The organism is Microbacterium sp. Root61 (genome assembly GCF_001427525.1).
GTDB lineage: Bacteria > Actinomycetota > Actinomycetes > Actinomycetales > Microbacteriaceae > Microbacterium.
On the sequence record NZ_LMGU01000001.1, the window covers coordinates 1545077 to 1571543 of the forward strand.

Sequence of the window (26467 nt, forward strand, 5' to 3'; positions counted from 1 at the left end):
ACCCGGTCGGAACGAATCATGGCTGTCAGTCCCCCGCCACGGACTCTTTGCAACGACCGAGAATCGGGGTGATTCCATTTGACGGACTCCGCGTGCCAGGGACAACGGGGCGTCCCGCATAGGGGAACGTCCCCGCGACGTTGCGCCACGCCTCCGAGCCGATCGCGTCCGATACACAGCACTGAAGGACGGTGTCGCGGGGCAGGATGGAACGGTGAGACGCGTGCATGTGATCGTCCGAGGCGAGGTCCAGGGTGTGGGCTACCGCTACACCGCACGCCTGATCGCGCGAGAGGTCGGCGTCAGCGGCTGGGTGCGCAATCGCCGTGACGGCACCGTCGAGGCGGAGGTCGAGGGCACCCCCGCCCAGGTCGACGAGATGCTGGCGTGGATGGCCGAAGGCCCACCGGGGTCACGCGTCGAGAGCGCGTCGGTCACCGAGCAGCACCCCGACGGCGGCGTCGGGTTCCGCGTCGTCGAGTAGATCTCAGCCCGGTAGCCCCGCCGCCAGCTCCGCGAAGACCTCACCCGCATCCTCACGCGTCGCCAGCCCCGCCGCCTGCCCCGCCCACAGCGAGACGAGATCGCCGTTGCCGGCAGCCCCGGCCGCGGCGCGGAAGGCGCCGGTCAGCCAGTTCTGCGCGGGGAACGGGGCGATGACGCCGGAGGCCTCGATCGCGCGCATGGCACGGTTCGGGATGCCGCGGGCCAGGCGTCCGCTCATCGCCCGGGTCAGCACGGTGCCGGTGTCGCCGGCCGCGGCGATCGCCTGCCGGTGCGCCTCGGTCGCGGCTGACTGCCGCGTGCGCAGGAAGGCCGTGCCGACCTGCACGCCGGAGGCGCCGAGCGCGAACGCCGCAGCGACGCCGCGCCGGTCGGCGATACCGCCGGCCGCGATCACGGGCACCCGAACGGCGTCCACGACCTGCGGGACGAGCGCGAACGTGCCGACGAGCGACCGCTCGGCGGGGCGCAGGAACGACACCCGGTGTCCCGCTGCTTCGGATCCGGTCGCGACGATGGCATCGACCCCCGCCTCATCCAGCGCCTGCGCCTCGGCGACGGTCGTGGCCGTGCCGACGACGCGGATGCCGCGGGCATGGGCCGCCTCGAGCAGAGCGGCGGTCGGCACACCGTAGACGACGCTCAGCACGGCGGGCGCGGCATCCAGTACCGCGGCGATCTGGTCGTCGGAGTCGGGCAGGAACCGTTCCGGCAGGCTCGGCGGCGCCACGCCCGCCTCGGCGTACAGCGGAGCCAGGGCGGCCAGGTGCGGTGCCGGATCGACTTCGGCCGGCGTGATCTCGCCCGGCATCGGCAGCCAGAGATTCACCGCGAACGGGCGATCGGTGGCCGCGCGAAGCTGCCCGATGGTGTCATGGATCCGGTCGGGCTCGTAGCCGTAGAGGCCGTACGAGCCGAGTCCGCCCGCCTCGCTGACCGCGGCCGTGAGCTCGATGGAGGAGAGGCCGCCGAACGGGCCCAGCACGATCGGCGTGGTGATGCCGATCACCTGCTGCAGAGTCTCGGTCATGGTGTTTCCCTCCGTCGACGGACCCTACCGACGCTAGTCGGCCCGGGCGAGACCGCGCGGAGTGTGACGCCGGGAACGCAGAAGGACCCCACCGAAACGGTGGGGTCCTTCGCAGATCATCCGGAGCGCGGACGCTCCGGGACGATCAGATGCTTTACAGCGCGTTGACGTCCAGCGGGATGCCGGGGCCGAACGTGGTCGAGACGGCACCCTTCTGGATGTAGCGGCCCTTCGAGCTGGACGGCTTCAGACGGTTGATCTCCTCGAGAGCAGCCTTGAAGTTCTCGTCGAGCTGGTCGGCCGTGAACGATGCCTTGCCGACGACGAAGTGCACGTTGGCGTGCTTGTCGACGCGGAACTCGATCTTGCCGCCCTTGATCTCCTCGACGGCCTTGGCCGGGTTCGGGGTGACCGTGCCGGTCTTCGGGTTGGGCATGAGGCCACGGGGGCCGAGCACCTTTCCGAGACGACCGACCTGGCCCATGAGCTCGGGCGTGGAGACGGCCGCGTCGAACGCGGTCCAGCCGCCGGCGACCTTCTCGATGAGCTCGGCGCCGCCGACCTCATCCGCACCGGCTGCGATGGCGGCCTCAGCGGCCGGGCCCGTCGCGAACACGATGACGCGAGCGGTCTTGCCCGTGCCGTGGGGCAGCATGACGGTGCCGCGCACCATCTGGTCTGCCTTGCGGGGGTCCACAGCGAGCTTGAGTGCGACCTCGACGGTCGAGTCGAACTTCGCCGACCCCGTCTCCTTCGCGAGCGCAACTGCCTCGGTGGACGTGTAGAACTTGTCAGCCGCGATCTTCGCGGCGGCGGCCTGGTAGGCCTTGGACTTGGTAGCCATTTTCCTTATCCCCCTCAGTCCTCGACCGTGATGCCCATGGAACGGGCGGTGCCGGCGATGATCTTCGAGGCGGCCTCGATGTCGTTTGCGTTCAGGTCGGGCTGCTTCGCCTCGGCGATCTCGCGCACCTGCGCCTTGGTCAACTTGGCGACCTTGACGGTGTGGGGCGTCGGCGAGCCCTTGGCGACGCCGGCGGCCTTCTTGATGAGCTCGGCTGCCGGGGGCGTCTTCAGGATGAACGTGAAGCTGCGGTCTTCGTAGACGGTGATCTCAACGGGGATGACGTTGCCGCGCTGGGCCTCGGTCGCCGCGTTGTACGCCTTGCAGAACTCCATGATGTTGACGCCGTGCTGACCGAGCGCGGGCCCGATCGGGGGCGCCGGGTTTGCGGCACCAGCCTTGATCTGAAGTTTGATCAGGCCGGTCACCTTCTTCTTAGGTGCCATTTCCTTTTCCTTTCCTCGAACCGGATGCACTCGGCATCCGCTTCTCCCGCCAGTCCGGCCGTTCCGGACCGCGGTTTCCCCGGGCGAACCCGGGAAGTCTTAAAGCTTGGTGACCTGGTCGAAGCTGAGCTCGACCGGGGTCTCGCGCTCGAAGAGCGAGACGAGGACGGTGAGCTTGCCGCTCTCCGGCTTGATCTCGCTGATCGTGCCCGGAAGACCCGCGAACGAGCCTTCCTTGATCGTGATGGTCTCGCCGACCTCGAAGTCGATCTCGGCGGGGATCGCACGGGCCACGGCGTGGCCACCCTTGGCGGCGCCGCCCTTGGCGGGCGCGACCTCCTTGACCTCGACGAGCGACTTCAACATGTTGAAGGCCTCTTCGAAGCGCAGCGGGGTGGGGTTGTGGGCGTTGCCGACGAAGCCGGTGACGCCGGGCGTGTGACGCACGACCGACCAGGTGTCTTCGTTGAGCTCCATGCGAACGAGCACGTAGCCGGGGATCCGGACGCGCGTGACCATCTTGCGCTGGCCGTTCTTGATCTCGACGACGTCCTCCATCGGGACCTCGATCTGGTAGATGTCGTCCTCGACCTCGAGCGTCGACTTGCGCTGCTCGATGTTGGCCTTCACCTTGCGCTCGAAACCGGCGTAGGAGTGCAGGACGTACCACTTGCCCGGGAGCGAGCGCAGCTCGGCGCGGAAAGCCTCGTACGGGTCGGCGTCCTCGTCGCCGGCTTCCTCGGAAGCCTCGGCGTCGTCGACGATCGCCGCAGCGGCGTCGACTTCCTCGACGAATTCCTCGTCGAGGACGGGCGCGTCCTCGTCGCCGTTGATGTCGGGGCCGTCGTAGGGCGTCACGTCATCGGCGTGCTCGGCGACGTACTCGGCCTCTTCCTCGGCGAGCGAGTCGGTGAGGACCTCGGCGGCCGCTTCGGCTTCTTCGGTCTTGTCGATGTTCAAAGCGTCATTCACGATCGCGTCGGCCTCCGGGTCGTCGATATCGATGTCGTCAAAGTCGGAAAGATCCTCAGCGCCGTCCTCGTCCACGACGTGGATCGCGACGTGCTCGGCGGGCTCAACGGAGCGCTCTTCCTCGGCGAGGACGTTGCCCTCCTGGGCTTCGTCGTCCTCCGAGGACTGCTCTGCGGCGGTCGCCCAGTCGGCGTCGTCGACATATCTTTCAGACACTTGTACTTCTTCTTCCGTTCGTGGGTGCGGGATGCTTCAGACGAACCCCACCCGCGCCGTGGGTCAGGAGTTGATGACGGCGCCCGGCGTTCCGAAGACGACGGTCGTTACCCAGACGAACAGCACGTCGAGGCCGTACACGAGCGCCATCATCACGACGACGAATCCGAGCACGACCGCAGTGAACTTCAGCAACTCCTGCCGGGTCGGAGTGACGACCTTGCGGAGCTCCGCGAACACCTGACGAATGAACACGGCGATGCGTGCGAAGAAGTTCAGCTTCTTTTCACGCGGCGCGTCGCTCTTGGCGACCACCTCGCCGTTCGGCTCGTCTGAGACCATCGAACCCACCTGATTACCTTCCGTGTGTCAACTTCCGCTGACGCGCAGGGCGGACAGGAATCGAACCTGCAACCTGCGGTTTTGGAGACCGCTGCTCTGCCAATTGAGCTACCGCCCTAAGGGTCGGATGACCCCGGGATGCCCGCACTCCACGCCGTGACCTTGTGCAAAGGAACCTGCCCCGAACCCGGGCACGGCAAAAGAATGCAGACTTCAACTGCACAACCAAGTGTACGGCATGGCCTCGCGACCCGCGAACCGAGTCAGTACTCCGCGATGCCGTAGCGCTCGGGTTCGGGTCCGCGTGCGAACGCCCGGCCCGACAGCGACACGGGCTCCACCCGCACGTAGTGGTACTTCAGGGTCGGCACCCACGGTTCGAGTCCCAGCGCGTCGGCGGCGCGCACGGCGTCGGAGGTGTCCAGCACCCGGGCGTGTCCGCGCACGACCACGCTCCACGCGTCGACATCGGTGTGATCGTCGGCCTCGAAGAGAACCTCGTCATTCACGGTCAGCTCGAACAGCTTGCTGCCCGGAGCGGTCCGGAACACGATCGTCCGATCGTCCACCACGAAGTTGACCGGGAAGATGTCCATCACATCCCCGACCCGGGTCACCAGGCGCCCGAGTTCCTGCCCGCCGAGCCGCGCCCAGCAATCGTCGACGGTCAGAGCGGTGACGACTTCCTGCGTCTCGTCCATGCCTCCATTGTCGCGAGAAAGCGTCGCCGGGGACACCCCTACGTCCCACTGCACGGGAGGTAGCATTCCGTCGTGGCGATCACGCAGGCACAGCTGGACGAGCTGTGGGACTTCTCCGATCCGGCGGGCTCGGAGCAGCGCCTGCACACCGCTGCCGGGCAGACGACGGATGCCGCGGACCGCGCCGAATGGCAGACCCAGGTCGCCCGCGCGCTGGGTTTGCAGGAGCGCTTCACCACGGCCGACGCCGTACTGGACGATCTCGATCCGACCACGCCCGCCGTGCGGGTACGGGTGCTGCTGGAGCGGGGTCGACTCCGCAACTCCGCCGGCGATGCAACGGCGGCGGTGCCGCTGCTCGAGGATGCGGCACAGATCGCGGCATCCGCCGGTCTGCTGTTCCTGCAGGTCGACGCGCTGCACATGCTGGCGATCGCGGACGCCGCACACGCTCCGGAGTGGACCGCCCAGGCTCTCGCTGCGCTCGCGACGACGGATGACCCGCGCACCCTTCGTTGGCTCGTCGGCCTTCACAACAACGCCGGCTGGGCCCACTTCGACGCCGAGCGCTACGAGGACGCCCTCGCCGCCTTCGAGGCCGCCCAGGACGCCGCCACCCGCTGGGGCACGCCGCAGCAGCTCACCTGGGCCGCCGAGGCCATCGCCGAAACCCGCGCCGCCCTCGAGCCCTGAGGCCTCGGTCGTCCCTGTCGGGACAGTCGGGGCAGGGCTCCGTTGTCCCGACAGGGACAACGGAGCCCACCCCACACCGGCCCCAGAGACTACGCCCCGACCCGCACCAACTTCTTGTTGACGAACTCGTCGGCCGCCAGCAGACCCATTTCGCGTCCCGTTCCACTGCGCTTGACCCCGCCGAACGGCAGTTCCGGCGAGTCGGCGAGTACGACGTTGACGTAGACCATGCCCGCCTCGATCTTGTCGGCCATACGCTGCGCCTGTGCCTCGTCCGTCGTGAAGACGTACGATCCGAGCCCGAAGCTCGTGTCGTTGGCCACGGCGACGGCTTCGTCCTCACCGGAGACCTTGTACACGACACCGGCCGGACCGAACAACTCCTCGCGGTAGACGTCCATGTCGCTCGTGACATCGGTCAGCACCGTCGGGGTGTAGAACGCGCCGTCGCGGGTTCCACCGGTCACAAGAGTCGCGCCCTGGGCGACGGCCCGCGAGACCTGCTCCTCGAGGCGCTCAGCCGCTGCCAGCGACGAGAGCGGGCCGAGCTCGGTGTCGTCAGCGAACGGGTCCCCCATCTTGGTACCGGCCATGGCCGCGGTGAACTTCGCGAGGAACTCGTCGTAGAGCCCATCGACGACGATGAAGCGCTTTGGCGCATTGCACGACTGTCCGTTGTTGTCGATCCGCGCCGCAACCGCCGCGCCCACCGTGTAGTCCACGTCGTCGGTGGAGAGCACGATGAACGGGTCGGACCCGCCGAGCTCGAGCACGACCTTCTTCAGGTTGCGCCCAGCGGTCTCGGCCACGGCCGCTCCGGCGCGCTCGGAACCGGTGACCGACACGCCCTGCACGCGCGGGTCGGCGATGACCGTGGCTGCCTGATCGTTGGTCGCGTACAGGTTCAGGTACGCGCCCTCAGGGAGTCCGGCATCGCGGTAGATCTGCTCGATCGCGGCAGAGGACTCCGGGCACTGCGGAGCGTGCTTGAGCAGGATCGTGTTGCCGAGCACGAGGTTCGGCGCCGCGAACCGCGCGACCTGGTAGTAGGGGAAGTTCCACGGCATGATGCCCAGCAGCACGCCCAGGGGTGCGCGGCGGATCACCGCGGTGCCGTCGGCGAGGATGTCGAGCGGCCGGTCCTTGGTGATCTCCACCGCCTGATCGGCGTAGTACTCCGTGATGTCGGCGGCGAAATCCACCTCTCCCAGTGCGGCAGCCAGTGGCTTGCCCATCTCACGGACGATGATCGCGGCCAGCTCGTCGCGACGCTCTCGGTGCAGATCGGCGGCGCGACGCACCACTGCGGCACGCTCGGCGACCGGCGTCTCGCGCCAGCTGCGGTATGCGGCATCCGCTGCCGTGATCTTCTCCTCCAGCTGCGCGTCCGTGATCGTGGGGTAGGTGGCCAGGGTCTCGCCCGTGGCCGGGTTGACGACGGCGTAGTCGCTCATGGGTCTCTCCGATTTTCGTGGGGTGGATGCGTCAGCGGCGAGCGCGACGCAGACTTGCGGGGGCGTCCATCGAGAGGGTCTCTCCGCGGAAGAACGCCGGACGTTTGACGGCCTGCCAGATCATGATGACGATGCCGGCACCGATGATCACCATGCCGAGGATGAAGACGATACCCACACCGCCGATCTGGGAACCACTGCCGTACGCCGGGTCCATCGAATCGATGAGCGTCGAGAAGAACAGCCAGGCGAGGATCGCCCCGCCGATCAGCGGGAACAGGAACGTGAAGAACACGTTGCGGACCGAGTCGAACCACTGCTTGCGGAAGTACCACACGCACGCGAACGCCGTGATGCCGTAGTAGAAGCAGATCATCATGCCGAGCGTGAGGATCGTGTCCCACAGGGTGTCTTCGCTGACGAACCGCATGATCGCGTAGAACGCGGAGGCCACGATGGCCGAGACGACCGTCGCGTAGCCCGGCGTGAAGAACCGCGGGCTCACCTTCGCGAAGGCCGGGGGCAGCGCCCCGTAGTGCCCCATCGACAGCAGCGTGCGTGCGGGCCCGACGAAGGTCGACTGCAGCGACGATGCGGAGCTGGTGAGCACCGCGAGCGAGACGAGGAACGCCATCGGTCCGAGGATCGGCCCGGACAGATAGAAGAAGACGTTGGCCTGGATGTCGGGGTTTCCGAGGCCCAGCCCTTCCTCGCCGGTTCCCGCGAACGCCAGCAGCGACACCGAGATGAGCAGGTACAGCACGACGATCGTGACCACGGTGAGGGTGGCGGCGCGGCCCGGCGTCTTCTCGGGGTTCTTGGTCTCCTCGTTCATCGTGAGGGTGACGTCCCAGCCCCAGAAGATGAAGATCGAGAGGGAGAGACCGGCGACGACCGCGGTGAGCGATCCGACCGCGAAGGGGTTGAACCAGGAGAGCTCGACCGGGCTCGCGTCGAAGGCGTTCCCCTGGGCGACGTGGACGAATGCGGCGACCGAGAAGATCACGAGGACGAGCACCTGGAACGTGACCAGCACGTATTGCAGCTTCTGCGTGGTCTGCATGTCGCGGTAGGAGATCAGCGTCGCCCCCAGCATGAACAGGAGGCAGACCCCGACATTGATGAAGGGGTTGAACGCCAGTTCGGCGATCGTGCCGGGGCTGCCCGCGATCTGATCGATCAGCAGGAACAGGAACTCCACCGCGATGCCCGCGAGGTTCGACAGCACCAGGATGGTGGCGGCCACGAGCCCCCAGCCGGCCATCCATCCGACCCAGGGCCCGAAAGCACGGGCCGCCCACGTGAAGGAGGTGCCCGAGTCGGGCATCTTCCGGTTGAGCTCGCGGTAGCCGAATGCCACCAGCAGCATCGGGATGAACCCGACGAGGATGATCGCGGGGACCTGGAAGCCCACCTCCGACACGGTCGGTCCGAGGGCCGCGGTGAGGGTGTAGGCCGGCGCGATGCAGGAGATGCCGATGACGACGGCGCCGATCAGGCCGATGGTGCCGGCGCTGAGCCCCTTCGCCGAGAGTCCGGTCGCCTTCCCCTTCTCCACGACAGGGGCAAGCGGCGGCACGGCGGTGCTTTCGGGAGCGCTCATCGCTGCCCTCCTTCGGTGGTACGGGTGCGAGGCACGACGATCATGGGGACGGGAAGCTCGTGCAGCATCTTCGCTGCGGTCGAGCCGAGGAACAGGCGGCGCGGCTGTGCGAGCCTGCTGGAACCGACGACGGCGATCTCCCCCGGCTCCCAGCCGAGGTGCTGCACGGCGTCTTCGATGCTGTCACCGCGCGCGACGACAGCCTCGGCGTCGATCCCGGCGGGGAGGGTGGTGCGGGCCTTGGCCACGACCTCGTCGGCGTGGGCGGCACCGGCGATGCGGATGACCCCGGTGTCGACCGAGGTCGGCAGGTCCACGGTCACGAGCGAGAGGATGCGCAGCTGCGCGCCGGCCGCGCTCGCCAGGGCGACGCTTTCGCTCAGGAGCGCCTCGGCGCCGGGACGGGTGCCGATGGCGGCCGTGACGCGGCTGATGCCGGTGGACGGGTCGATCCGCCGCGAGCCCTCGGGCGCGAGCGCCACGGGCACGTCCGACGAATGCAGCAGTTCGGTCGCGACTGTGCCGAGCCGATGCCGGCCGCGCATACCGCCGTTGGCCGCACCGACGACGATGTAGGCGGCGTCGAGCTCGTCCGCGATCGTGATCAGCCCCGCCGCGAAAGACTCGCCGTAGCGGACGTGCGAGCGGTGGGTGACGGCATCCGGGATCGTCGCCACCGCGTCGGCCAGCCATTCGGCGGCCTGGGTGCGCAGGTATCGGTCGTACCCCGCGTCGGGCGGAGTGATCACGCTGCGATCATCGGCGGGAAGGACGACGACGACGTCGAGGGATGCATCCGATGCTGCGGCCAGCCGCGCCCCGAGTGCCACCGCGTCGGCACCGGCGTCCGTGGCGGTGTATCCGACGACGATGCGCGCGGTCATGCGCGGGCGTCTTCGATGATGTGCGCGGCGGCCAGGCGGCCCATGCGGATCGCCCCGTCGACGTGCTGGTACCCGGCGCCGGCCATGTCGCTGCACGCGAAGTGGATCGGTCCGACGGGGGTGCGCAGGTCGGCGCCGTAGCGGTGCAGACCGCCGAGGTCGAAGCTTGCGGCGTAGGCCCCTCGGGTCCACTCCTCGCTCCCCCAGTCGCTCTCGTAGTACACGACCGGGTTCTTCGCCTCGGGACCGTAGTAATGCGACAGCGACTCGAGGATGCGCTCCTTGCGCTCCTCGGCCGAGAGCTGGAACACGTCGTCCGCGTGCTGGTCGGAGACGAACCCGACCAGGGTGCCGCGCTCGTCACCGTGGTTGGTGTTGTCGTAGGCCTCGTGCGAGAGCTCGTACGGGCTGAACGCGGTGCCTGACAGCCCCTGCGCACGCCAGAACGGCGTCTCGTAGACCGCGTGCACCTTGATGACGAAGCCCATCGACAGGTGCTGGTGCAGCTGGTGCTGCCGACGCGGCAGCGGCGGCACGAACGAGACGCGGTTGTAGAGCACCGGCGCGAGCGCCATGATCGCGAACCGCGCGCGCACGGTCATCTCGTCGGTGACGGCGGTGACTCCGGCATCCCCCCATTCGAGGGTGCGCACCGGCTGCCCCAGGAAGACGTCGCCGCCGAGGCGCTCGGCCAGCAGCAGCGGAACCTGCTGGAGGCCGCCTACGACGCGCTTGTCGAGGATGAAGTCCGCGTCGACGAGGTTCGAGTAGGAACCGGCCGAGGCCGCCATCAGCATCGACTGCAGCAGCGAGAACGAGTGCGTCGGCTTGGTCAGCATCGCGGATCCCGTCGCGAACGCGAGGTTGCGCACAGCCTCGTCGTCGTCGGTCTGCGCCCGCAGCCACGCATCCCACGAGATCGAGTCCCATTCGGCGGCCTTCTCGTGCGCCCACGGACGGTCGGGGTCGATCTCGGCCACCATCGCGTCCAGACGCTCGGTGATCTCCGCGATCACGCGCTCCGTCTCGGGGCCGACGGGGAACATCTCCCCCGTGAACCGGTGGGACGTGCCGTCGGGTCCGACGTAGACGCTGTCGCCGTCGCGGTACCGCTCGTACGTCTCCAGGCCCAGCTCGGCGATCGTCTCGATGAGCGCGTCCTGATCGGGCGAGACCCATTGGCCGCCGATCTCGAGCATGGCGCCGTCGATGACATCGGTCCACAGGCGCCCTCCGACACGGTCCCGCGCCTCGAGCACGGCGACCGACAGACCGGCGCGCTTCAACTCGTTCGCGGCGGTGAGGCCGGCGGCCCCCGCGCCGATCACGATGACGTCTCTCGTAATCTCGGTCATGTGCGACTCCTTCGTCCGTTCTCGATGCGGGTTCGCGCGTGTGCGCGGGTCAGTTCTCGGCGAGGGCGGATGCCACGACATCCAGCCCCTCGTTCAGCAGCGCGTCGGGGATCGACAGCGGCGGGAGGAAGCGGATGACGTTGCCGTAGGTGCCGCACGTCAGCACGATCACGCCGGCCGCGATGCACGCCTTGGCCACCGCGCCGGTGAGCGCGGCATCCGGCTCCCCGGTCTCGGGGTGCACGAATTCGGCGGCCACCATGGCACCCGCGCCACGGACGTCGCCGATGCGCGGGTCGGATGCCTGGAGTGCGGTGAGGCGCGGGGTGAGGATCTCGCCGATCTCACGCGCCCGCTCGATGAGGCCGTCGTTCTCGAAGACGTCGATGGAGGCGACGGCGGCCGCGCACGCGATCGGGTTGCCACCGTACGTGCCGCCGAGACCGCCGGCGTGCGAGGCGTCCATGATCTCGGCCCGGCCGGTCACGGCCGCCAGGGGCAGGCCCCCCGCGATGCCCTTGGCGGTCGTGACCAGGTCAGGGACGATGCCGAACAGCTCGCTCGCGAACATGGCGCCGGTACGGGCGAAGCCGGTCTGCACCTCGTCGGCGATGAACACGACGTTGTTCGCGCGGCACCACTCGACCACAGTCGGGAGGAAGCCCTCCGCCGGGACGATGAAGCCGCCCTCGCCCTGGATCGGCTCGATGATGACGGCGGCGAGGTTGTCGGCGCCGATCTGCTTCTCGATGAGCGAGATGGCCTTCGTCGCCGCCTCGGGGCCGGAGAGTCCGTCACGGTACGGGTAGGAGGTCGGAACGCGGTAGATCTCGGACGCGAACGGCCCGAAGCCGCTCTTGTACGGCATGCTCTTCGCCGTCAGCGCCATCGTGAGGTTCGTCCGGCCGTGGTAGGCGTGGTCGAACGCGACGACAGCCTGCTTCTTCGTGTACTTGCGGGCGATCTTGACGGCGTTCTCGACCGCCTCGGCGCCGGAGTTGAACAGGGCCGACTTCTTCTCGTGGTCGCCCGGGGTGACGCGGTTGAGCGCCTCGGCTACCTCGACGTAGGACTCGTAGGGCGAGATCATGAAGCACGTGTGCGTGAATTGCGCGACCTGCGCCTGCACCGCCGCGACGACCTTCGGGTGCGCGTTGCCGACGCTGGTGACCGCGATGCCCGAGCCGAGGTCGATCAGCGAGTTGCCGTCGGCGTCGACGACGACACCACCGCCGGCGGCGACCGCCGAGATCGGCACAGTGTGACCGACGCCCGCGGCGACGGCGCGAGACTTCCGCTCGAGCAGTTCCGTAGACCGCGGTCCCGGAATGCTCGTGATCATGCGCCGCTCCTGCGGCAGGGTCGGTCCGCCCAGGGGCGGCGCGGCAATGATGTCGGTGGCGCTCATGGTGGGGAGCGTATGGGGGTGGATGCCGCCACCGCACTCGCCCGAACGTACAATCTGGACAGGTCGATGTACGGTCTGTACATTCCGCCGGACGAGAGGCTCTCCTACAGTGGCGACACGACGACGCGAGGTGGCGATGGGCTCTGACACGGAGGCACCGACGCTGCGTGCGCTCCTGCACCGGCGAGACCTCCTGCTGCGGCTGGAGGGCGACGAGCAGGACCTCGAGCCCGGAGCACTGGATCGGCCGCTGCGCTGGGTGCACAGCTCGGACCTGGCCGACCCGACGCCGTTCCTGCTGGAGGGGCTGGTGCTCCTCACCACGGGCACGCAGTTCCTCGACCTCCCGGGCTACGTCGTGTCCGAAGCCGACGGGGACGACGCGTACGTCGAGTACGTCCGCAGGCTCACCGCCCGCGGCGTGGTGGGGCTCGGGTTCGGCACCGAAGTGGTGCGCGCCGGGATCCCGCCCGAGCTGGCCGCAGCGTGCCGCCAGGAGCGGATGCCGCTGTTCGAGGTGCCCTATCGCACCCCGTTCATCGCCGTGGCCCGGGCGCACGCCGAGGCCGTCGCCGCGCAGGCCTACGCACGGCGCAGCTGGGCACTGGCGGCGCAGCGTGCGATCTCGCTCGCCGCGCTGCGGCCCGACGGGCTCGGCGCTACGCTTGCCGAGCTCGCCCGCCAGCTGGACACCTGGGTCGGGCTGTTCGACTCGGTCGGTGCGCTCTCACGGGAGCATCCGCCGCGCGGGGTCGACGCCGAGGTGCTGGCCGAGCTGCACGACGAGGTCGGTGCGGTGCTGCGCCGTGGGGCGCGCGCCGGATCGTCGCTGCGGATCGGCGAGACGCCGTTCACGCTGCAGACGCTCGGCCGCGGCGGACACCTGCGCGGGGTCATCGCGATCGCCTCGGGCGATCTCGACCAGGAGGGCCGCGGCGTCGTGACCGCCGTCATCGCGATGGCCGGGCTCGCCCTCGAGCAGCAGCAGGGGCTCTCTCGCGCCCACGGGCATCTGCGCGCGGGGCTCGTGCAATCGCTGCTGACCGGTGATCCGACCCTGGCCCGGCGCATCGCGCGCGACGTCTGGGGGCCGCTGCCGACCGCGCCCGTGACGATCGCGGTGACGGATGCCGCGGCATCCCGCATCGACGCGATCACCGAGCTGCTCGAGATGCACGCCGACGACCGGCGCGGTGGGCTGTTCTTCGGCCGCGGCGACGACGGGCTCGTCCTGGTCGTGCCCAGCGGCGAGGAGGGCGTGCTCGAGGAGGTGGTGGCGCGGTTCGGCGTGCGCCTCGGCATCGCGGAGCCCACCGGCTACGACGGGTTCGCCCCCGCCGTGCGCCAGGCCCGCGTCGCCCTCGAGGGCAGCACCGAGCCGCTCGCCCGGTACGCCGACCTCGCTCGCGGCGGAGTCATGGCCGCACTGGCGACCGAGGAGGCGCGCACCCTCGCGCTGAGCACCCTGGAACCCCTGCTGCAGCACGACGACGAGCACGGCACCGCGCTGCGCGAGACGCTGCAGGCGTGGCTGGAGAACGACACCTCGCACGAGGCATCCGCTCAGGCACTCGGCGTGCACCGACACACCGTGCGCGCCCGCATCGCGCTGGCCGAACGCGTGCTGGGCCGGCCGCTGGGCACCTTCGCGGCCCGGGCGGAGATCTGGGCGGCGTTCCAGGCGATCGGAGACGAACGATGACGGTCAATGGGCACTCGGCGACTTCGCACACGTCTACGTGTACGCGCAGCGCACCGCCGATGACCGCATCGCCTTCGGCGGGCGCGGGGTGCCGTACCGCTACGGCTCGCGCGTCGACACGGATGGCGCGACCCAGCCCCGCACCATCGACTCGCTCACGCGCCTGTTGCGGGAGTACTTCCCCGTGGCCGGTCGCCGGCCGCTGAAACAGCCTCTGGCCCTCAGCGCGGTGCGTGCGCCTCGAGGAACTCGTACACGTCGGTCGTGTCGACGCCGGGGAAGGCGCCGGTCGGGAGGGTCGCGAGCAGTGTGCGCGGGGTGCGCACGTTCGGCCACGCATTGTCGCGCCACGACGACTCCAGATCGGCCGGGGCGCGACGGCAGCACACCTCGACGGAGTGCTTCGACATCCCTCGGTTGGGGGTGTCCCGGCCGAGGAACCACTTCGTGTCGTCGAAGCGCACGCCGACGCTGACCGAGTGCGCGCCCTCGCTGGAGGCCTCGACCCGCGCGGTGCACCAGTACGTGCCGTTGCCGGTGTCGGTGTACTGGTAGTACGGGTTGAACTTGTCGTCGACGTCGAACACGACACGGCTGGTCCACTTGCGGCAGCACATCTGGCCCTCGCTGGAGCCGATCCGGTCGGTCGGGAAGTTGACGTCGTCGTTCTCGTACGACTTCGTGATCGTGCCCGACTCATGCACCTTCAGGAAGTGCACCCGGATGTCGAGATGCATCGTCGCGAGATTCGTGAAGCGGTGCGCGGCCGTCTCGTACGACACCGAGTACGCGTCGCGGAGGTCCTCGATCGAGATCGAGCGGTTCGCCTTGGCGTCCTGCAGGAACGGCACGGCGTGCGCCTCCGGGATCAGGAGCGCGCCGGTGAGGTAATTGGTCTCGACGCGCTGCCGCAGGAACGCGGCGTAGCTGGTGGGCTCCTCATGACCGAGGATGCGGCTGGACAGCGCCTGCAGCACGGCCGTGCGGGGGTCGCCCTTCGCTGTCAGCCTGCTGGAGAGGTAGAGCCGCCCGTTCTTCAGGTCGGCGACGCTGCGCGTGGTCTGCGGCAGGTCGGGCACGTAGTGCAGCGTGAATCCGAGGTGGGCGGCGATGTCGGATGCCGTGCGCTGAGTGAGCGGTCCGCCGGGGTGGCCGACGGCGGCGAGCAGATCGCGTGCGCGCTTCTCCAGGTCGGGGAAGTAGTTGTCCTGCGTGCGCATCAGACGGCGCAGCGCCACGTTCGCGCGCCGCGCCTCCTCCGGCGTGGCCGCGCGCTCGTCGCGGAGCCGGTCGATCTCGCCCTGCAGCGCGAGCATCGCCTTCAGCGCATCCGTCGGCACGGTCTTCGCGATGCGGAACGGTGCGATGCCCAGCGCCTGGAACGTCTGCCCGCGCATCGCGCGCTCCAGTCCGATCTCCAGCGTGGAGCGCTCGTCGAGCGGCTGCGACTCGAGGAGCGCGTCCAGCGTCGTGCCGAGCGCCCGGGCGATCGCCTGCAGCAGGGTCAGCTTCGGCTCCCGCCGACCGTTCTCGATCATCGACAGCTGGCTGGGCGCGCGATCCACCGCCGTCGCAAGCTCGTCCAGGGTCATGCCGCGGTCGGTGCGCAACTGACGGATGCGGCGGCCGATCGTGAGGGAATCCACCTCTTGATCGTCGTCGCGATCGAGAGAGTTCTGCGAGGTCGCTGCCGTGGTCATACCGCGATTCTGTCACCAAAGCAGAAATACCGGAAAACTTCACACCTGGTTTGGTCTTATCAACCCCCGAACTTCACCGCAGAGTGGACTCACGACCTACCGCCGGTTGATCCAGAACACGGATCACGAGATGCCCGGGCCGGCGCACACGCCGGGACGGGGTATCCCCCCACAGTCTCAGCACTCGCTCACAGGAAGACAGGACCATGACACCTGCAACCGCCACCCCGATGCGTACCCGCACGGGGTCGATCCCCACCCAGACCCACGAGCCGTCCATCGAGATCTCGGGCCGCATCGGCCCTCGCTACGACGAGATCCTCACGCCGGAGGCCGTCGCCTTCCTCACCGAGCTGCACCAGCGCTTCGCCGGCCGCCGTCACGACCGGCTCGCCGACCGCATGCGCCGCCGCTTCGAGATCGGCAACGGTCAGGACCCGCAGTTCCGCGACGACACCGCACACGTCCGCGAGGACAGCGAGTGGCGCGTCGCGGGCGCCGGTCCCGGGCTCGAGGACCGCCGCGTCGAGATCACCGGTCCGACCGACCCGAAGATGACGATCAACGCCCTCAACTCGGGCGCCCGGGTCTGGCTCGCCGACCAGGAGGACGCGACCAGCCCGACCTGGAAGAACGTCATCGAGGGGCAGCTGTCCCTGCGCGATGCGATCCGCGGCGAGCTGTCGTTCACGAGCCCCGAGGGCAAGACGTACGAGGTCACGGCCGAGCGCACCCCCACGATCGTGATGCGTCCGCGCGGCTGGCACCTGGTCGAGGGGCACATGTGCTTCACCGACCGCGCCGGGCGCAGCATGGCCGCGTCGGGCTCGCTGGTGGACTTCGGTCTGTACTTCTTCCACAACGCGCAGCAGCTGATCGCCAACGGCCGCGGGCCGTACTTCTACATCGCGAAGCTGGAATCCAGCGAAGAGGCGAAGCTGTGGGACGACGTGTTCAGCTTCAGCGAGCAGTACATCGGCATCCCGCACGGCACCATCCGCGCGACGGTGCTCATCGAGACGCTGCCGGCCGCATTCGAAATGGAGGAGATCCTCTTCGAGCTGCGCGATCACTGCGCGGGCCTGAATGCCGGACGCTGGGACTACATCTTCTCGATCATCAAGAACTACCGCGGGCGCGGCGCACGGTTCGTGCTGCCCGACCGCAGCGAGGTCACGATGACAGTGCCGTTCATGCGGTCTTACACCGAACTGCTCGTGAAGACCTGCCACAAGCGCGGCGCCTTCGCGATCGGCGGCATGAGCGCGTTCATCCCGAACCGTCGTGACCCCGAGGTCACCGCCCTGGCGTTCGAGAAGGTCGCCGCCGACAAGAAGCGCGAGGCCGGCGACGGCTTCGACGGCACGTGGGTGGCTCACCCCGACCTGATCCCGACGGCGATGGCCGAGTTCGACGCCATCCTCGGCGACCGGCCCAACCAGGTCGACCGTCAGCGCGACGACGTCGAGGTGAAGGCCGCCGACCTGATCGACGTGCACATCGGTCGTCCGGTGACCGCCGCCGGCGTGCACGGCAACGTGTCCGTCGCGATCCGCTACATCGAGGCGTGGCTGCGGGGCCTGGGCGCCGTGGCGCTGGACAACCTCATGGAGGATGCCGCGACCGCCGAGATCAGCCGCTCGCAGGTGTGGCAGTGGATCCACCAGGATCACGTCACCGAAGAGGGCACCCCGATCACGCGCGAGTACGTCGAGGGGCTCATCGGCGAGGTGCTGGGCGAGGTCGAGCGCCGCGACGGCGACCGCTTCGACGACGCGGCCGAGGTCTTCCGCGACGTGGCGCTCGGGCAGGAGTTCCCGGCGTTCCTGACGCTGCCGGCCTACTCCCGCTTCCTGATCGAGACCGCCTGATCCGCTTCGGCCCCGGCTCGTGCGAGCCGATCCCCACTACTGCAAAGGAAAGATCATGACCGCGTACCAAGACGACATCGAAGCCATCTCGGCGCTCAAAGAGCAGAACGGCTCCAGCTGGGATGCCATCAACCCCGAGTCGGTGGCCCGCATGCGGGCGCAGAACCGCTTCAAGACCGGGCTGGAGATCGCCCAGTACACGGCCGACATCATGCGCCGTGACATGGTCGAATACGACGCCGACTCGTCGGTCTACACCCAGTCGCTCGGCGTGTGGCATGGCTTCATCGGGCAGCAGAAGCTGATCTCGATCAAGAAGCACCTCAAGACGACCAACAAGCGCTACCTCTACCTGTCGGGCTGGATGGTCGCCGCGCTGCGCTCCGAGTTCGGTCCCCTTCCCGACCAGTCGATGCACGAGAAGACCTCGGTGCCGGCCCTGATCGAGGAGCTCTACACGTTCCTCCGTCAGGCGGATGCGCGGGAGCTGGATCTCCTCTTCACGCAGCTCGACGGCGCTCGCGCTGCGGGCGACGAGACGGCGACCGAGTTCCTCCAGTCGCAGATCGACAACTTCGAGACCCATGTGGTGCCGATCATCGCCGACATCGACGCCGGCTTCGGCAACCCCGAGGCCACCTATCTTCTGGCCAAGAAGATGATCGAGGCGGGCGCCTGCGCCATCCAGATCGAGAACCAGGTCTCCGATGAGAAGCAGTGCGGTCACCAGGACGGCAAGGTCACCGTTCCCCACGAGGACTTCATCGCGAAGATCAACGCGGTCCGCTACGCGTTCCTCGAGCTCGGCATCGACAACGGCGTGATCGTGGCGCGCACCGACTCGCTCGGTGCCGGTCTCACGCAGAAGCTCGCCGTCACGAGCACGCCCGGCGACCTCGGTGACCAGTACAACTCGTTCCTCGATGTCGAAGAGATCTCGGAGAGCGACCTGGGCAACGGCGACGTCGTCATCAAGCGCGACGGCAAGCTGCTCCGCCCGCGGCGTCTGGCCAGCAACCTGTTCCAGTTCCGTTCCGGAACCGGTGAGGCGCGCTGCGTGCTCGACAGCATCACCTCGCTGCAGAACGGTGCCGACCTGCTGTGGATCGAGACCGAGAAGCCGCACATCGGCCAGATCGCCGGAATGATCAACGAGGTGCGCAAGGTGATCCCGAACGCGAAGCTCGTCTACAACAACAGCCCGTCGTTCAACTGGACGCTCAACTTCCGCCAGCAGGCCTACGACCGTCTCGTGGAGCAGGGCCAGGATGTCTCGGCCTACGATCGCAGCGGCCTCATGTCGGTCGATTACGACGAGACCGAGCTCGCTCAGCTCGCCGACGAGATGATCCGCACGTTCCAGCGGGACAGCTCCGCGCAGGCCGGCATCTTCCACCACCTCATCACGCTGCCGACCTACCACACGGCCGCCCTCTCCACCGATGATCTGGCCAAGGGCTACTTCGCCGAGGAGGGCATGCTCGCCTACGTGAAGGGCGTCCAGCGTCGCGAGATCCGCGAGGGCATCGCCACCGTCAAGCACCAGAACATGGCCGGCAGCGACATCGGCGACAACCACAAGGAGTACTTCGCCGGAGACGCGGCCCTCAAGGCCGGTGGCCAGCACAACACGATGAGCCAGTTCAACTGAGTTCTGCCCGCGGGACCGCCTAGGTCTTCACGAACAGCGGATGCCGCGACCTCCGGGTCGCGGCATCCGCTGTTCTGTCGTTTCATGACGTGGATCCCCAGCGAAGGACACGGTGCTCCCTCTACGCTGGAGGAGTGACCGAACGCGCTCCGCTCTCCCGCAAACTCTCCGCCATCGCCGAGTCGGCGACCCTCAAGGTCGACGCCAAGGCCAAGGCTCTGCAGGCCGCCGGCCGCCCGGTGATCAGCTTCGCCGCGGGCGAGCCCGATTTCGCCACACCGCAGTTCATCGTGGATGCCGCAGCCCGGGCGCTGCACGACCCGGCGAACTTCCGCTACACGCCCGCGGTCGGCCTTCCCGTGCTGCGCGAGGCGATCGCGGCCAAGACGCTCCGCGACTCGGGGCTGGAGGTCTCCCCCTCGCAGGTCGTGGTCACCAACGGCGGCAAGCAGGCCGTCTACCAGGCGTTCCAGGCCGTGGTGAACCCCGGTGACGAGGTCCTGCTGCCCGCGCCGTACTGGACGACCTATCCCGAAGCGATCGCGCTGGCCGACGGCGTGCCCGTCGAGGTGTTCGCCGGTGCTGAGCAGGACTACCTGGTCACCGTCGAGCAGCTCGAGGCCGCGCGCACCGAGCGCACCCGGGTGCTGGTGTTCGTATCCCCGTCGAACCCGACCGGGTCGGTGTACTCCCCCACTCAGACGCAGGCCATCGGCGAGTGGGCGCTGGAGCACGGCCTCTGGGTCATCACCGACGAGATCTACCAGAACCTCGTCTACGAGGGTGTGCGCGCCATGTCCATCGTCGAGGCCGTGCCGGAGCTGGCGGGGCAGACGATCCTGGTCAACGGCGTCGCCAAGACGTACGCGATGACCGGGTGGCGACTGGGCTGGATGGTCGGTCCGGCCGACGCGATCAAGGTCGCCGCGAACCTGCAGTCCCACCTCTCCAGCAACGTGAACAACATCGCCCAGCGTGCCGCGCTGGCCGCGCTTACGGGTCCGCAGACCGAGGCGGAGCAGTTCCGGCAGGCATTCGACCGCCGCCGCAAGCTGATCGTCTCGGAGCTGTCGAAGATCCCCGGCGTGACGGTGCCGATCCCGCTCGGCGCGTTCTACGTGTACCCCGACGTGCGCGGACTGCTCGGCCGCGAGTGGGAGGGCGTCACACCCACCACCTCGCTCGAGCTCGCCGACCTCATCCTCGACAAGGCCGAGGTCGCAGCGGTGCCCGGTGAGGCCTTCGGCCCCAGCGGCTACCTGCGCTTCTCGTACGCCCTGGGCGACGACCAGCTCCTCGAGGGCATCCAGCGGATGCAGCGCCTCTTCGGCGTCGCGTAGCCCGCGCGGCCCCGAGTAGGGGCGGAGTATCGATCGATCGCACGCGCCACGCGCGCGGGTGACCCGCCGTACGGTCTCATCGGCGACCCTGTCGCGACCGCGTCGGGGCGAACCCGAATCGGTGCGCCCCGACAAACGCTTCCGCGCTGTGGAAGCAGTCGTTGAGCAGTCTCCTTGGAGTGCAACCATTCACAGGTCTGCGGTGCAGTGCCGGACCGCAGGGGCATTTCAAAGGAGAGATCAGCCGATGCTGCGTTTGCACTCACGACAGCCGACGATGACGGGGGCGGCCCTCTGATGGCGCTCCTGAAGCACATCGGGAAGGTCTTGCTCTCGTCGCTGATCCTCCTGATCGTGGTCATCACGATCCTGTTCCTACTGCTGGAGATCGCCCCGGGCGATCCGATCCAGACCCTTGTCGGAGACGTGCCGATCTCCGAAGCGCTGCGCCAGCAGATCTACGCCACGTTCGGCCTCGACAAGCCGGTGTGGGAGCGCTACTTCATCTACATGGGCAACGTGCTCACCGGCAATCTCGGTGTCTCGTTCGGCACAGAGGTTCCGGTCACGCAGCTCATCGGCGAGCGCATCGGCAACACCTTGGCGCTCGCCATCCCGGCGTTCATCCTCTCCACGATCGGCGCTGTCGTGATCGGCGCCATCGCGGCGAAGACCCGCAAGCGGTGGCTCGACAGCCTGCTCTCGGGCAGCTCGGTCGCACTGTTCTCGCTGCCCAACTTCTGGCTCGGCCTGATGCTCATCATCGTGTTCTCGGTCACCCTCGGATGGTTCCCGACCCAGGGCAAGGCCCCGTACGGTGTCGAGGGCATCCAGCTCCAGTACATGGTCCTGCCGTTGATCACCATGGCGACCGCCGAGCTCGCGTTCAAAGCCCGCATCATGCGCAGCTCGATGATCGAGTCGCTCGGCCAGGACTTCATGGACACCGCGCGCTCGAAGGGCCTCACCGACCGCCAGGCGCTGTGGCGTCACGCCATGCCCAACGCGATGCTGCCGATGGTCACCGTCGCGGGGCTCAGCCTCTCGCACATCCTCGCCGGCTCCGTGCTGGTCGAGAAGGTCTTCGGGTGGCCGGGAATGGGACTCCTTTTCATCGGTGCGATCGAACGGCAGGACACCTTCCTGGTGCTCGGCATCGTGATCGTCCTGACCATCAGCATCCTCATCGTCAACATCGTGACCGACATCGTCTACGGCCTTGTCGATCCGCGCCTTCGCAGTCAAGTGAAGCGACCCGTCAGGAGCGAAGCGTGAGCGTTCAACAGCAGTCCCGCCGAGGATCAGTGACACCTGCACCTCGGGCAACGCCCACGCGCGCCGCGCGGCGTCCCGCCAACCCCGACGCCGTCTGGCGCGTGTACTTCCGCAAGCCGATCGTGCGCATCTTCATGCCGATCCTGCTGTTCATGATCCTGGCGTCGCTGATCGGCCCGCTGTTCAGCGTCGATCCGTTCGCCACCAGCTATCCCCCGTTCATACCGCCCAACGCCGAGTTCCCGATGGGGACCGACAACCTGGGGCGCGACTATCTCGCCCGGGTGCTGATGGGCGGCCAGGTCTCACTGCTGGTCGGATTCAGCGTGGCGCTTCTGTGCCTGACGCTGGCGCTCATCGTCGGTGGCATCGCCGGCTTCTACGGCGGATTCATGGACACGATCCTGGTGAAGGTCTCCGAGTTCTTCCAGGTGATCCCGGGCATCATCCTGGCCCTCGTCGCCGCGTCGATCCTCGGCGCGAACGTCGCGGTCATCGTGGTCATCCTGTCGCTCACCATGTGGCCGGGCGTGGCGCGCATCGTCCGTGCCGAAGCCATGCGCATCTCGCAGCTCGGCTACGTCGAGTCGCAGCGCGCCGCGGGATTCCTCAGTCTCCGCATCCTGTGGTCCGATGTCCTTCCCAACGCGATGCCGCCGGTACTGGTGGCAACGACCATGACGGTTGCCCGGGCCATCCTCGCGGAGTCGGGGCTGTCATTCCTCGGGATCGGCGACGCCAACCGGCCCAGTTGGGGCGCGCTCCTGAACCAAGCACAGCCCTACATCTCGACGGCATGGTGGTTGGCCGTATTCCCCGGACTCTGCATCTTCCTCGTGGTCCTGGCGATCAACCTGCTCGGCGACGCCCTCAATGATGCCCTCAACCCGTCGATCGGAAGGGTGAAATGACCACCACCATCGCAGCCGTCCCCCCGCAGAGCGATACCGGCGACGACCTCGAGCGGCCGGCATCCGATTCGGCGGCGTTTCTGAAGGTCACCGATCTCGAGGTGCACCTGCCGACCGGTCCGCGCAGGGAGATCCGCGCGGTGCAGTCCGTCGGCCTCGAGGTGCACCGAGGACAACGCGTCGGCATCGTCGGCGAGTCGGGATCGGGCAAGTCCGTCACCGGCCGCGCGATCGCAGGGCTCCTGCCGACCAACCCGCGCGTGCGGGTGGCGGGGTCGATCCGCTTCGACGGACGCGAGATGGTCGGTGCGCCACCCCGAGCCTGGGACGAGATCCGATCCCGCTCGGTCGGGATGATCTTCCAGGACCCGCTCACCTTCCTGAATCCCGTCATGAAGGTCGGCGCTCAGGTCCGCGAGGCGATCGACCCCGCGCATCGCACGGGGCGGGACAAGACAGCCGACCCTCAGGCCATCCGATTCCTCGAGCAGGCCGGGCTTGCCGACGCGGCCGAGTATGCGCGTCGGTTCCCTCACGAACTCAGTGGCGGTCAACGACAACGCGTGCTGATCGCGCTCGCAATCGCCAAACAGCCCGACCTGATCATCGCCGACGAGCCCACGACCGCCCTCGACGCCACGGTGCAGCGCAAGGTCCTCGCCACACTCGATGAGACCGTCACGACGCTGGGCACCTCGCTCATCCTGATCTCTCACGACTTGGCGGTCGTGGCCAGTATGACCGACACGATCTACGTCATGTACGCCGGTCAGATCGTCGAGTCCGGCCCGACTCGGCGGGTCCTGGAGGCTCCACAGCACCTCTACACGCAGGCACTGCTGCGCAGCGTGCGCAGCCTCACCGACGCGGGCGTGGATCTGTGGTCCATTCCGCCTGAGATGCGGCGCGAGATCGACGACCTCGTCCAGACCGGAGCGAACCCATGATCGAAGTCACCGACGCATCCAAAGTGTTCCGCTCACGCCGCGGTGGGGCACCCGTCACCGCCGTCACGGACGCGAACCTCACCGCGCGGCGCGGCGAATTCGTGGCCATCGTCGGGGAGAGCGGATCGGGCAAGAGCACCCTGGCGCGGATGCTCCTCGGACTGATCCCGTTGACATCCGGCAGCGTGACGATCAACGGCATCGAGATCGACGAGATGACCGCCGCACAGCGAAAGGACTACCGACGCACCGTGCAGGCGGTCCTGCAGGATCCCTCCGGGTCGCTGAACCCCCGCAAGACGGTCGGACGCACGATCGCGGAGATCGTCCGCCTCCATGCCATCACACGCGGCCGTGACGAGGTGCATGCAAAAGTCCTCGAGGCGCTCGAGCTCGTCGGGCTCTCCCCCGCCGAGTCCTTCGTCCACCGCTTCCCGCAAGAACTCAGCGGCGGGCAGCGCCAGCGCGTGCTCATCGCTCGCGCGATCGTGCTGGGTCCCCAGATCATCGTCGCGGATGAGGCCGTCTCCGCACTGGACGCGTCGGTGAAGGCCGGCGTTCTGCGGCTGCTGCACGGTCTGACCGAGCGCCTCGGCGTGGGCTACGTCTTCATCACACACGATCTGCCGGTCGTCAAGAAGGTCGCCGACCGCGTCTACGTCATGAAGTCGGGGCAGATCGTCGAGTCCGGACCGACCCAGCAGATCTTCGAGAATCCGCAGCATCCCTACACGCAGAATCTGCTGGCCTCCGAGCTCGTCCTCGAGCCCATCCGATAGTCGGAGCGCCACCGGTCCGCACAGCTGAACACACCCGCGTCCGGCGCAGCCCAGCGCCCGGAGCTACAGAGAGGTAGTCCCATGAAAACCACGCGCACGACCCGATTCGCCGCCCTCGCGGCGTTCGCGTCCGCAGCCCTGCTGATCGCAGGCTGTTCGTCCGGTGGAGCACCCGCCGAGTCGACGAAGCCGGCCACTCCCAGCGTCTACATCAACGCGATCGTCGCCGACCCGATCAGCTTCAACCCGCAGGTCACCAACTCCCCCGCCACCACCGCCTTCGGCGCGGCCGTGTTCGACCAGCTCGTGTACATCGATGCCGAATCGGCGATCCACCCGATGCTCGCGAAGTCATGGGAGTACAGCGACGACAAGAAGACCCTGACCTTCACCCTCGAGAAGGGCGTCACCTGGCACGACGGCGAGCCCTTCACGGCGGATGACGTCAAGTTCAACTTCGAAGAGATCATGCCCCTGCAGACATACGGTGCGTCGCTCGTGAAGTCGATCGACTCGGTCGACGCCCCGGACGACACGACGGTCGTGCTGCACCTGAACTCGGAGTACGGCCCGTTCTTCGAGACCCTCGCCCTCCAGGCGATCATCCCGAAGCACATCTACGAGGGAACCGATTACATCACCAACCCCGCCAACATGGCGCCGATCGGCACCGGTGCGATGAAGTTCGAGTCGTTCTCCTCGGGCGCCGAGGTCATCCTCGTCAAGAACGAGGACTACTGGCGCGGAGACGTGAAGGTCGACAAGGCGATCTACCCGGTCATGAGCGATACGAACACGCGCGCCCTCGCCCTCATCTCGGGCGAACTGGACAACGCGTCCATCGATGCGTCGCAACTGGACCAGATCGCCGGAAAGCCCGAGCTCGTGCACCTCGAAAGCGGCTTCTTCGCCCAGGCCGTGGTTGTGGAGATGAACACCAAGAACGAGTACCTCGCTGACCCCGCAGTCCGCGCGCTGGTGTTCTCTGCTCTGGACCGCACCGCCTTCGCCGATGTCGCTTTGGCGGGCTACGGCGAGCCCGCCGATGGGTTCTTCCCGAGCACGATGGGGTGGGCCAAGGACGAGACCATCGATTTCGACAAGGACTTCCCGCACGACGTGAAGGCCATCAACAAGGCCCTCGACAAGGCCGGCTTCCCGGTCGGCGCGGACGGCGTCCGCTTCACGCTCGACGTCAAGTACATCCAGGAACTGACCGACACGGTCGCCATGGCCTCCCAGGCGAAGTCGATGCTGGCGGATGTCGGAATCGGCGTGAACCTCGAGGCTGTCACCTCGGCGATCTTCACCGATCAGATCTACGTCCAGAACAACTTCGATCTGGCGTTCCTGCGCACGACGGTGTCTGCCGACCCCGGCCTGGGCATCTCGCGTTGGTACGCGTGCAACCCCGACCACATGGCGGCGCGCAACCCGTCGGGTGTCTGCGACGAAGAGATCGACGCCGCCGTCGCCGGAGCGAACTCCACCACCGATCGCGAGGAGCGCGGTGAGTACTTCCGCGACATGCAACAGCGTGCCAAGGACCTCATCTTCTTCGCCCCGCTGGTGTGGACCAACGCCTCGTTCCCGACCGTGAACACCACACGTTGGGACGGCCTCACGGAGCTTGCCGAGGGCACTCCGAGCGGCGCCGTGAACTGGCTGACCATGAAGTGGAAGGGCTGACCCGCTGACAGACGAGGGCGGGGTGCCGGGTGCGTTCCTGGCAGTCCGCCCTCGTCGCGGCGGCCTCCGCCGCGATGCCGGATTCCGGATTCCGTGAGACGGAATCAGCCGCCCGCCAGGACCGGTGGGCGCGTGATAGTCGTAATGCCT

23 protein-coding genes and 1 tRNA gene are annotated in these 26467 nt (G+C 68.0%); 11 read left to right on the plus strand and 13 right to left on the minus strand.

What is annotated here, in order from left to right:
• Nucleotides 1-214 precede the first annotated feature (214 nt).
• Nucleotides 215-484 carry an acylphosphatase gene (locus ASD65_RS07510; protein WP_056220621.1) on the plus strand — a complete coding sequence of 90 codons (270 nt, stop codon included), beginning with the start codon at nt 215-217 and terminating at the stop codon, nt 482-484.
• Between the two features lie 3 nt (nt 485-487).
• Here ASD65_RS07510 and ASD65_RS07515 read toward each other — a convergent pair whose 3' ends face one another.
• From ASD65_RS07515 to ASD65_RS07545, 7 genes are all read right to left on the minus strand, one after another.
• Entirely contained in the window at nt 488-1534 is a 1047-nt protein-coding gene (locus tag ASD65_RS07515; RefSeq protein WP_056220623.1) for an NAD(P)H-dependent flavin oxidoreductase, read from the minus strand.
• Between the two features lie 154 nt (nt 1535-1688).
• Nucleotides 1689-2378, minus strand: a complete 690-nt coding sequence (rplA, locus tag ASD65_RS07520) for a 50S ribosomal protein L1 (RefSeq protein ID WP_056220626.1) — start codon at nt 2376-2378, stop codon at nt 1689-1691.
• A gap of 14 nt (nt 2379-2392) precedes the next feature.
• Complete coding sequence (gene rplK / locus ASD65_RS07525; protein WP_056220628.1) at nt 2393-2824, minus strand: 50S ribosomal protein L11; 432 nt, start codon at nt 2822-2824, stop codon at nt 2393-2395.
• 99 nt (nt 2825-2923) lie between these two features.
• The gene (nusG, locus tag ASD65_RS07530; protein WP_056220631.1) at nt 2924-4012 is read right to left on the minus strand and encodes a transcription termination/antitermination protein NusG; all 1089 of its coding nucleotides are present in this window, start codon (nt 4010-4012) and stop codon (nt 2924-2926) included.
• Nucleotides 4013-4075: 63 nt separating this feature from the next.
• Nucleotides 4076-4354: a preprotein translocase subunit SecE gene (secE, locus tag ASD65_RS07535; RefSeq protein WP_056220635.1), complete on the minus strand. Its 279-nt coding sequence runs from the start codon at nt 4352-4354 to the stop codon at nt 4076-4078.
• 45 nt (nt 4355-4399) lie between these two features.
• Nucleotides 4400-4472 (minus strand) — tRNA-Trp (locus ASD65_RS07540).
• Between the two features lie 145 nt (nt 4473-4617).
• Nucleotides 4618-5055 (minus strand): pyridoxamine 5'-phosphate oxidase family protein, encoded by a 438-nt coding sequence (locus ASD65_RS07545; RefSeq protein WP_056220637.1) that lies wholly within the window; start codon nt 5053-5055, stop codon nt 4618-4620.
• Between the two features lie 72 nt (nt 5056-5127).
• On the opposite strand from ASD65_RS07545, the gene ASD65_RS07550 reads away from it, so the two are divergent.
• Nucleotides 5128-5748, plus strand: coding sequence for a hypothetical protein (locus ASD65_RS07550; protein WP_056220639.1), 621 nt, complete (start codon nt 5128-5130; stop codon nt 5746-5748).
• 89 nt (nt 5749-5837) lie between these two features.
• Here the strand turns inward: ASD65_RS07550 and ASD65_RS07555 are convergent, their stop codons facing one another.
• Genes ASD65_RS07555 through gabT form a run of 5 tightly spaced genes read right to left on the minus strand, consistent with a single transcriptional unit; the run spans nt 5838 to nt 12452 of the window.
• Nucleotides 5838-7202, minus strand: coding sequence for an NAD-dependent succinate-semialdehyde dehydrogenase (locus ASD65_RS07555; RefSeq protein ID WP_056220642.1), 1365 nt, complete (start codon nt 7200-7202; stop codon nt 5838-5840).
• A gap of 31 nt (nt 7203-7233) precedes the next feature.
• Complete coding sequence (locus ASD65_RS07560; RefSeq protein ID WP_056220645.1) at nt 7234-8805, minus strand: APC family permease; 1572 nt, start codon at nt 8803-8805, stop codon at nt 7234-7236.
• Nucleotides 8802-9689, minus strand: coding sequence for a universal stress protein (locus ASD65_RS07565; RefSeq protein ID WP_056220649.1), 888 nt, complete (start codon nt 9687-9689; stop codon nt 8802-8804). The genes ASD65_RS07560 and ASD65_RS07565 overlap by 4 nt, the downstream gene beginning before the upstream one ends.
• Nucleotides 9686-11044 (minus strand): flavin monoamine oxidase family protein, encoded by a 1359-nt coding sequence (locus ASD65_RS07570; protein ID WP_056220652.1) that lies wholly within the window; start codon nt 11042-11044, stop codon nt 9686-9688. The genes ASD65_RS07565 and ASD65_RS07570 overlap by 4 nt, the downstream gene beginning before the upstream one ends.
• Nucleotides 11045-11093: 49 nt before the next feature.
• Nucleotides 11094-12452: a 4-aminobutyrate--2-oxoglutarate transaminase gene (gene gabT / locus ASD65_RS07575; protein ID WP_056220655.1), complete on the minus strand. Its 1359-nt coding sequence runs from the start codon at nt 12450-12452 to the stop codon at nt 11094-11096.
• A gap of 109 nt (nt 12453-12561) precedes the next feature.
• Between gabT and ASD65_RS07580 the strand changes: the two genes are divergently transcribed.
• Complete coding sequence (locus ASD65_RS07580) at nt 12562-14154, plus strand: PucR family transcriptional regulator (protein WP_327041956.1); 1593 nt, start codon at nt 12562-12564, stop codon at nt 14152-14154.
• A 221-nt stretch (nt 14155-14375) separates the two neighbouring features.
• On the opposite strand, the gene ASD65_RS07585 is transcribed toward ASD65_RS07580, so the two are convergent.
• Nucleotides 14376-15854, minus strand: a complete 1479-nt coding sequence (locus tag ASD65_RS07585) for a helix-turn-helix transcriptional regulator (protein ID WP_056220661.1) — start codon at nt 15852-15854, stop codon at nt 14376-14378.
• A gap of 206 nt (nt 15855-16060) precedes the next feature.
• On the opposite strand from ASD65_RS07585, the gene aceB reads away from it, so the two are divergent.
• The 8 genes from aceB to ASD65_RS07625 all read left to right on the plus strand — a co-directional run bounded on the left by aceB (nt 16061) and on the right by ASD65_RS07625 (nt 26317).
• Nucleotides 16061-17725, plus strand: coding sequence for a malate synthase A (gene aceB, locus ASD65_RS07590; protein ID WP_056220665.1), 1665 nt, complete (start codon nt 16061-16063; stop codon nt 17723-17725).
• A gap of 55 nt (nt 17726-17780) precedes the next feature.
• On the plus strand, nt 17781-19376 hold the full coding sequence (locus ASD65_RS07595) for an isocitrate lyase (RefSeq protein ID WP_056220669.1): 1596 nt from the start codon (nt 17781-17783) through the stop codon (nt 19374-19376).
• 134 nt (nt 19377-19510) lie between these two features.
• Nucleotides 19511-20716 carry a pyridoxal phosphate-dependent aminotransferase gene (locus ASD65_RS07600; RefSeq protein WP_056220672.1) on the plus strand — a complete coding sequence of 402 codons (1206 nt, stop codon included), beginning with the start codon at nt 19511-19513 and terminating at the stop codon, nt 20714-20716.
• Between the two features lie 297 nt (nt 20717-21013).
• Complete coding sequence (locus ASD65_RS07605; RefSeq protein ID WP_056220674.1) at nt 21014-21991, plus strand: ABC transporter permease; 978 nt, start codon at nt 21014-21016, stop codon at nt 21989-21991.
• A 29-nt stretch (nt 21992-22020) separates the two neighbouring features.
• Nucleotides 22021-22902: an ABC transporter permease gene (locus tag ASD65_RS07610; protein WP_156378806.1), complete on the plus strand. Its 882-nt coding sequence runs from the start codon at nt 22021-22023 to the stop codon at nt 22900-22902.
• Nucleotides 22899-23849, plus strand: coding sequence for an ABC transporter ATP-binding protein (locus ASD65_RS07615; protein WP_056220679.1), 951 nt, complete (start codon nt 22899-22901; stop codon nt 23847-23849). Before ASD65_RS07610 ends, ASD65_RS07615 begins: the two co-directional genes overlap by 4 nt.
• Nucleotides 23846-24628 carry an ABC transporter ATP-binding protein gene (locus tag ASD65_RS07620; protein ID WP_056220682.1) on the plus strand — a complete coding sequence of 261 codons (783 nt, stop codon included), beginning with the start codon at nt 23846-23848 and terminating at the stop codon, nt 24626-24628. The genes ASD65_RS07615 and ASD65_RS07620 overlap by 4 nt, the downstream gene beginning before the upstream one ends.
• 81 nt (nt 24629-24709) lie before the next feature.
• Nucleotides 24710-26317 carry an ABC transporter substrate-binding protein gene (locus tag ASD65_RS07625; protein ID WP_056220686.1) on the plus strand — a complete coding sequence of 536 codons (1608 nt, stop codon included), beginning with the start codon at nt 24710-24712 and terminating at the stop codon, nt 26315-26317.
• Nucleotides 26318-26467 lie beyond the last annotated feature (150 nt).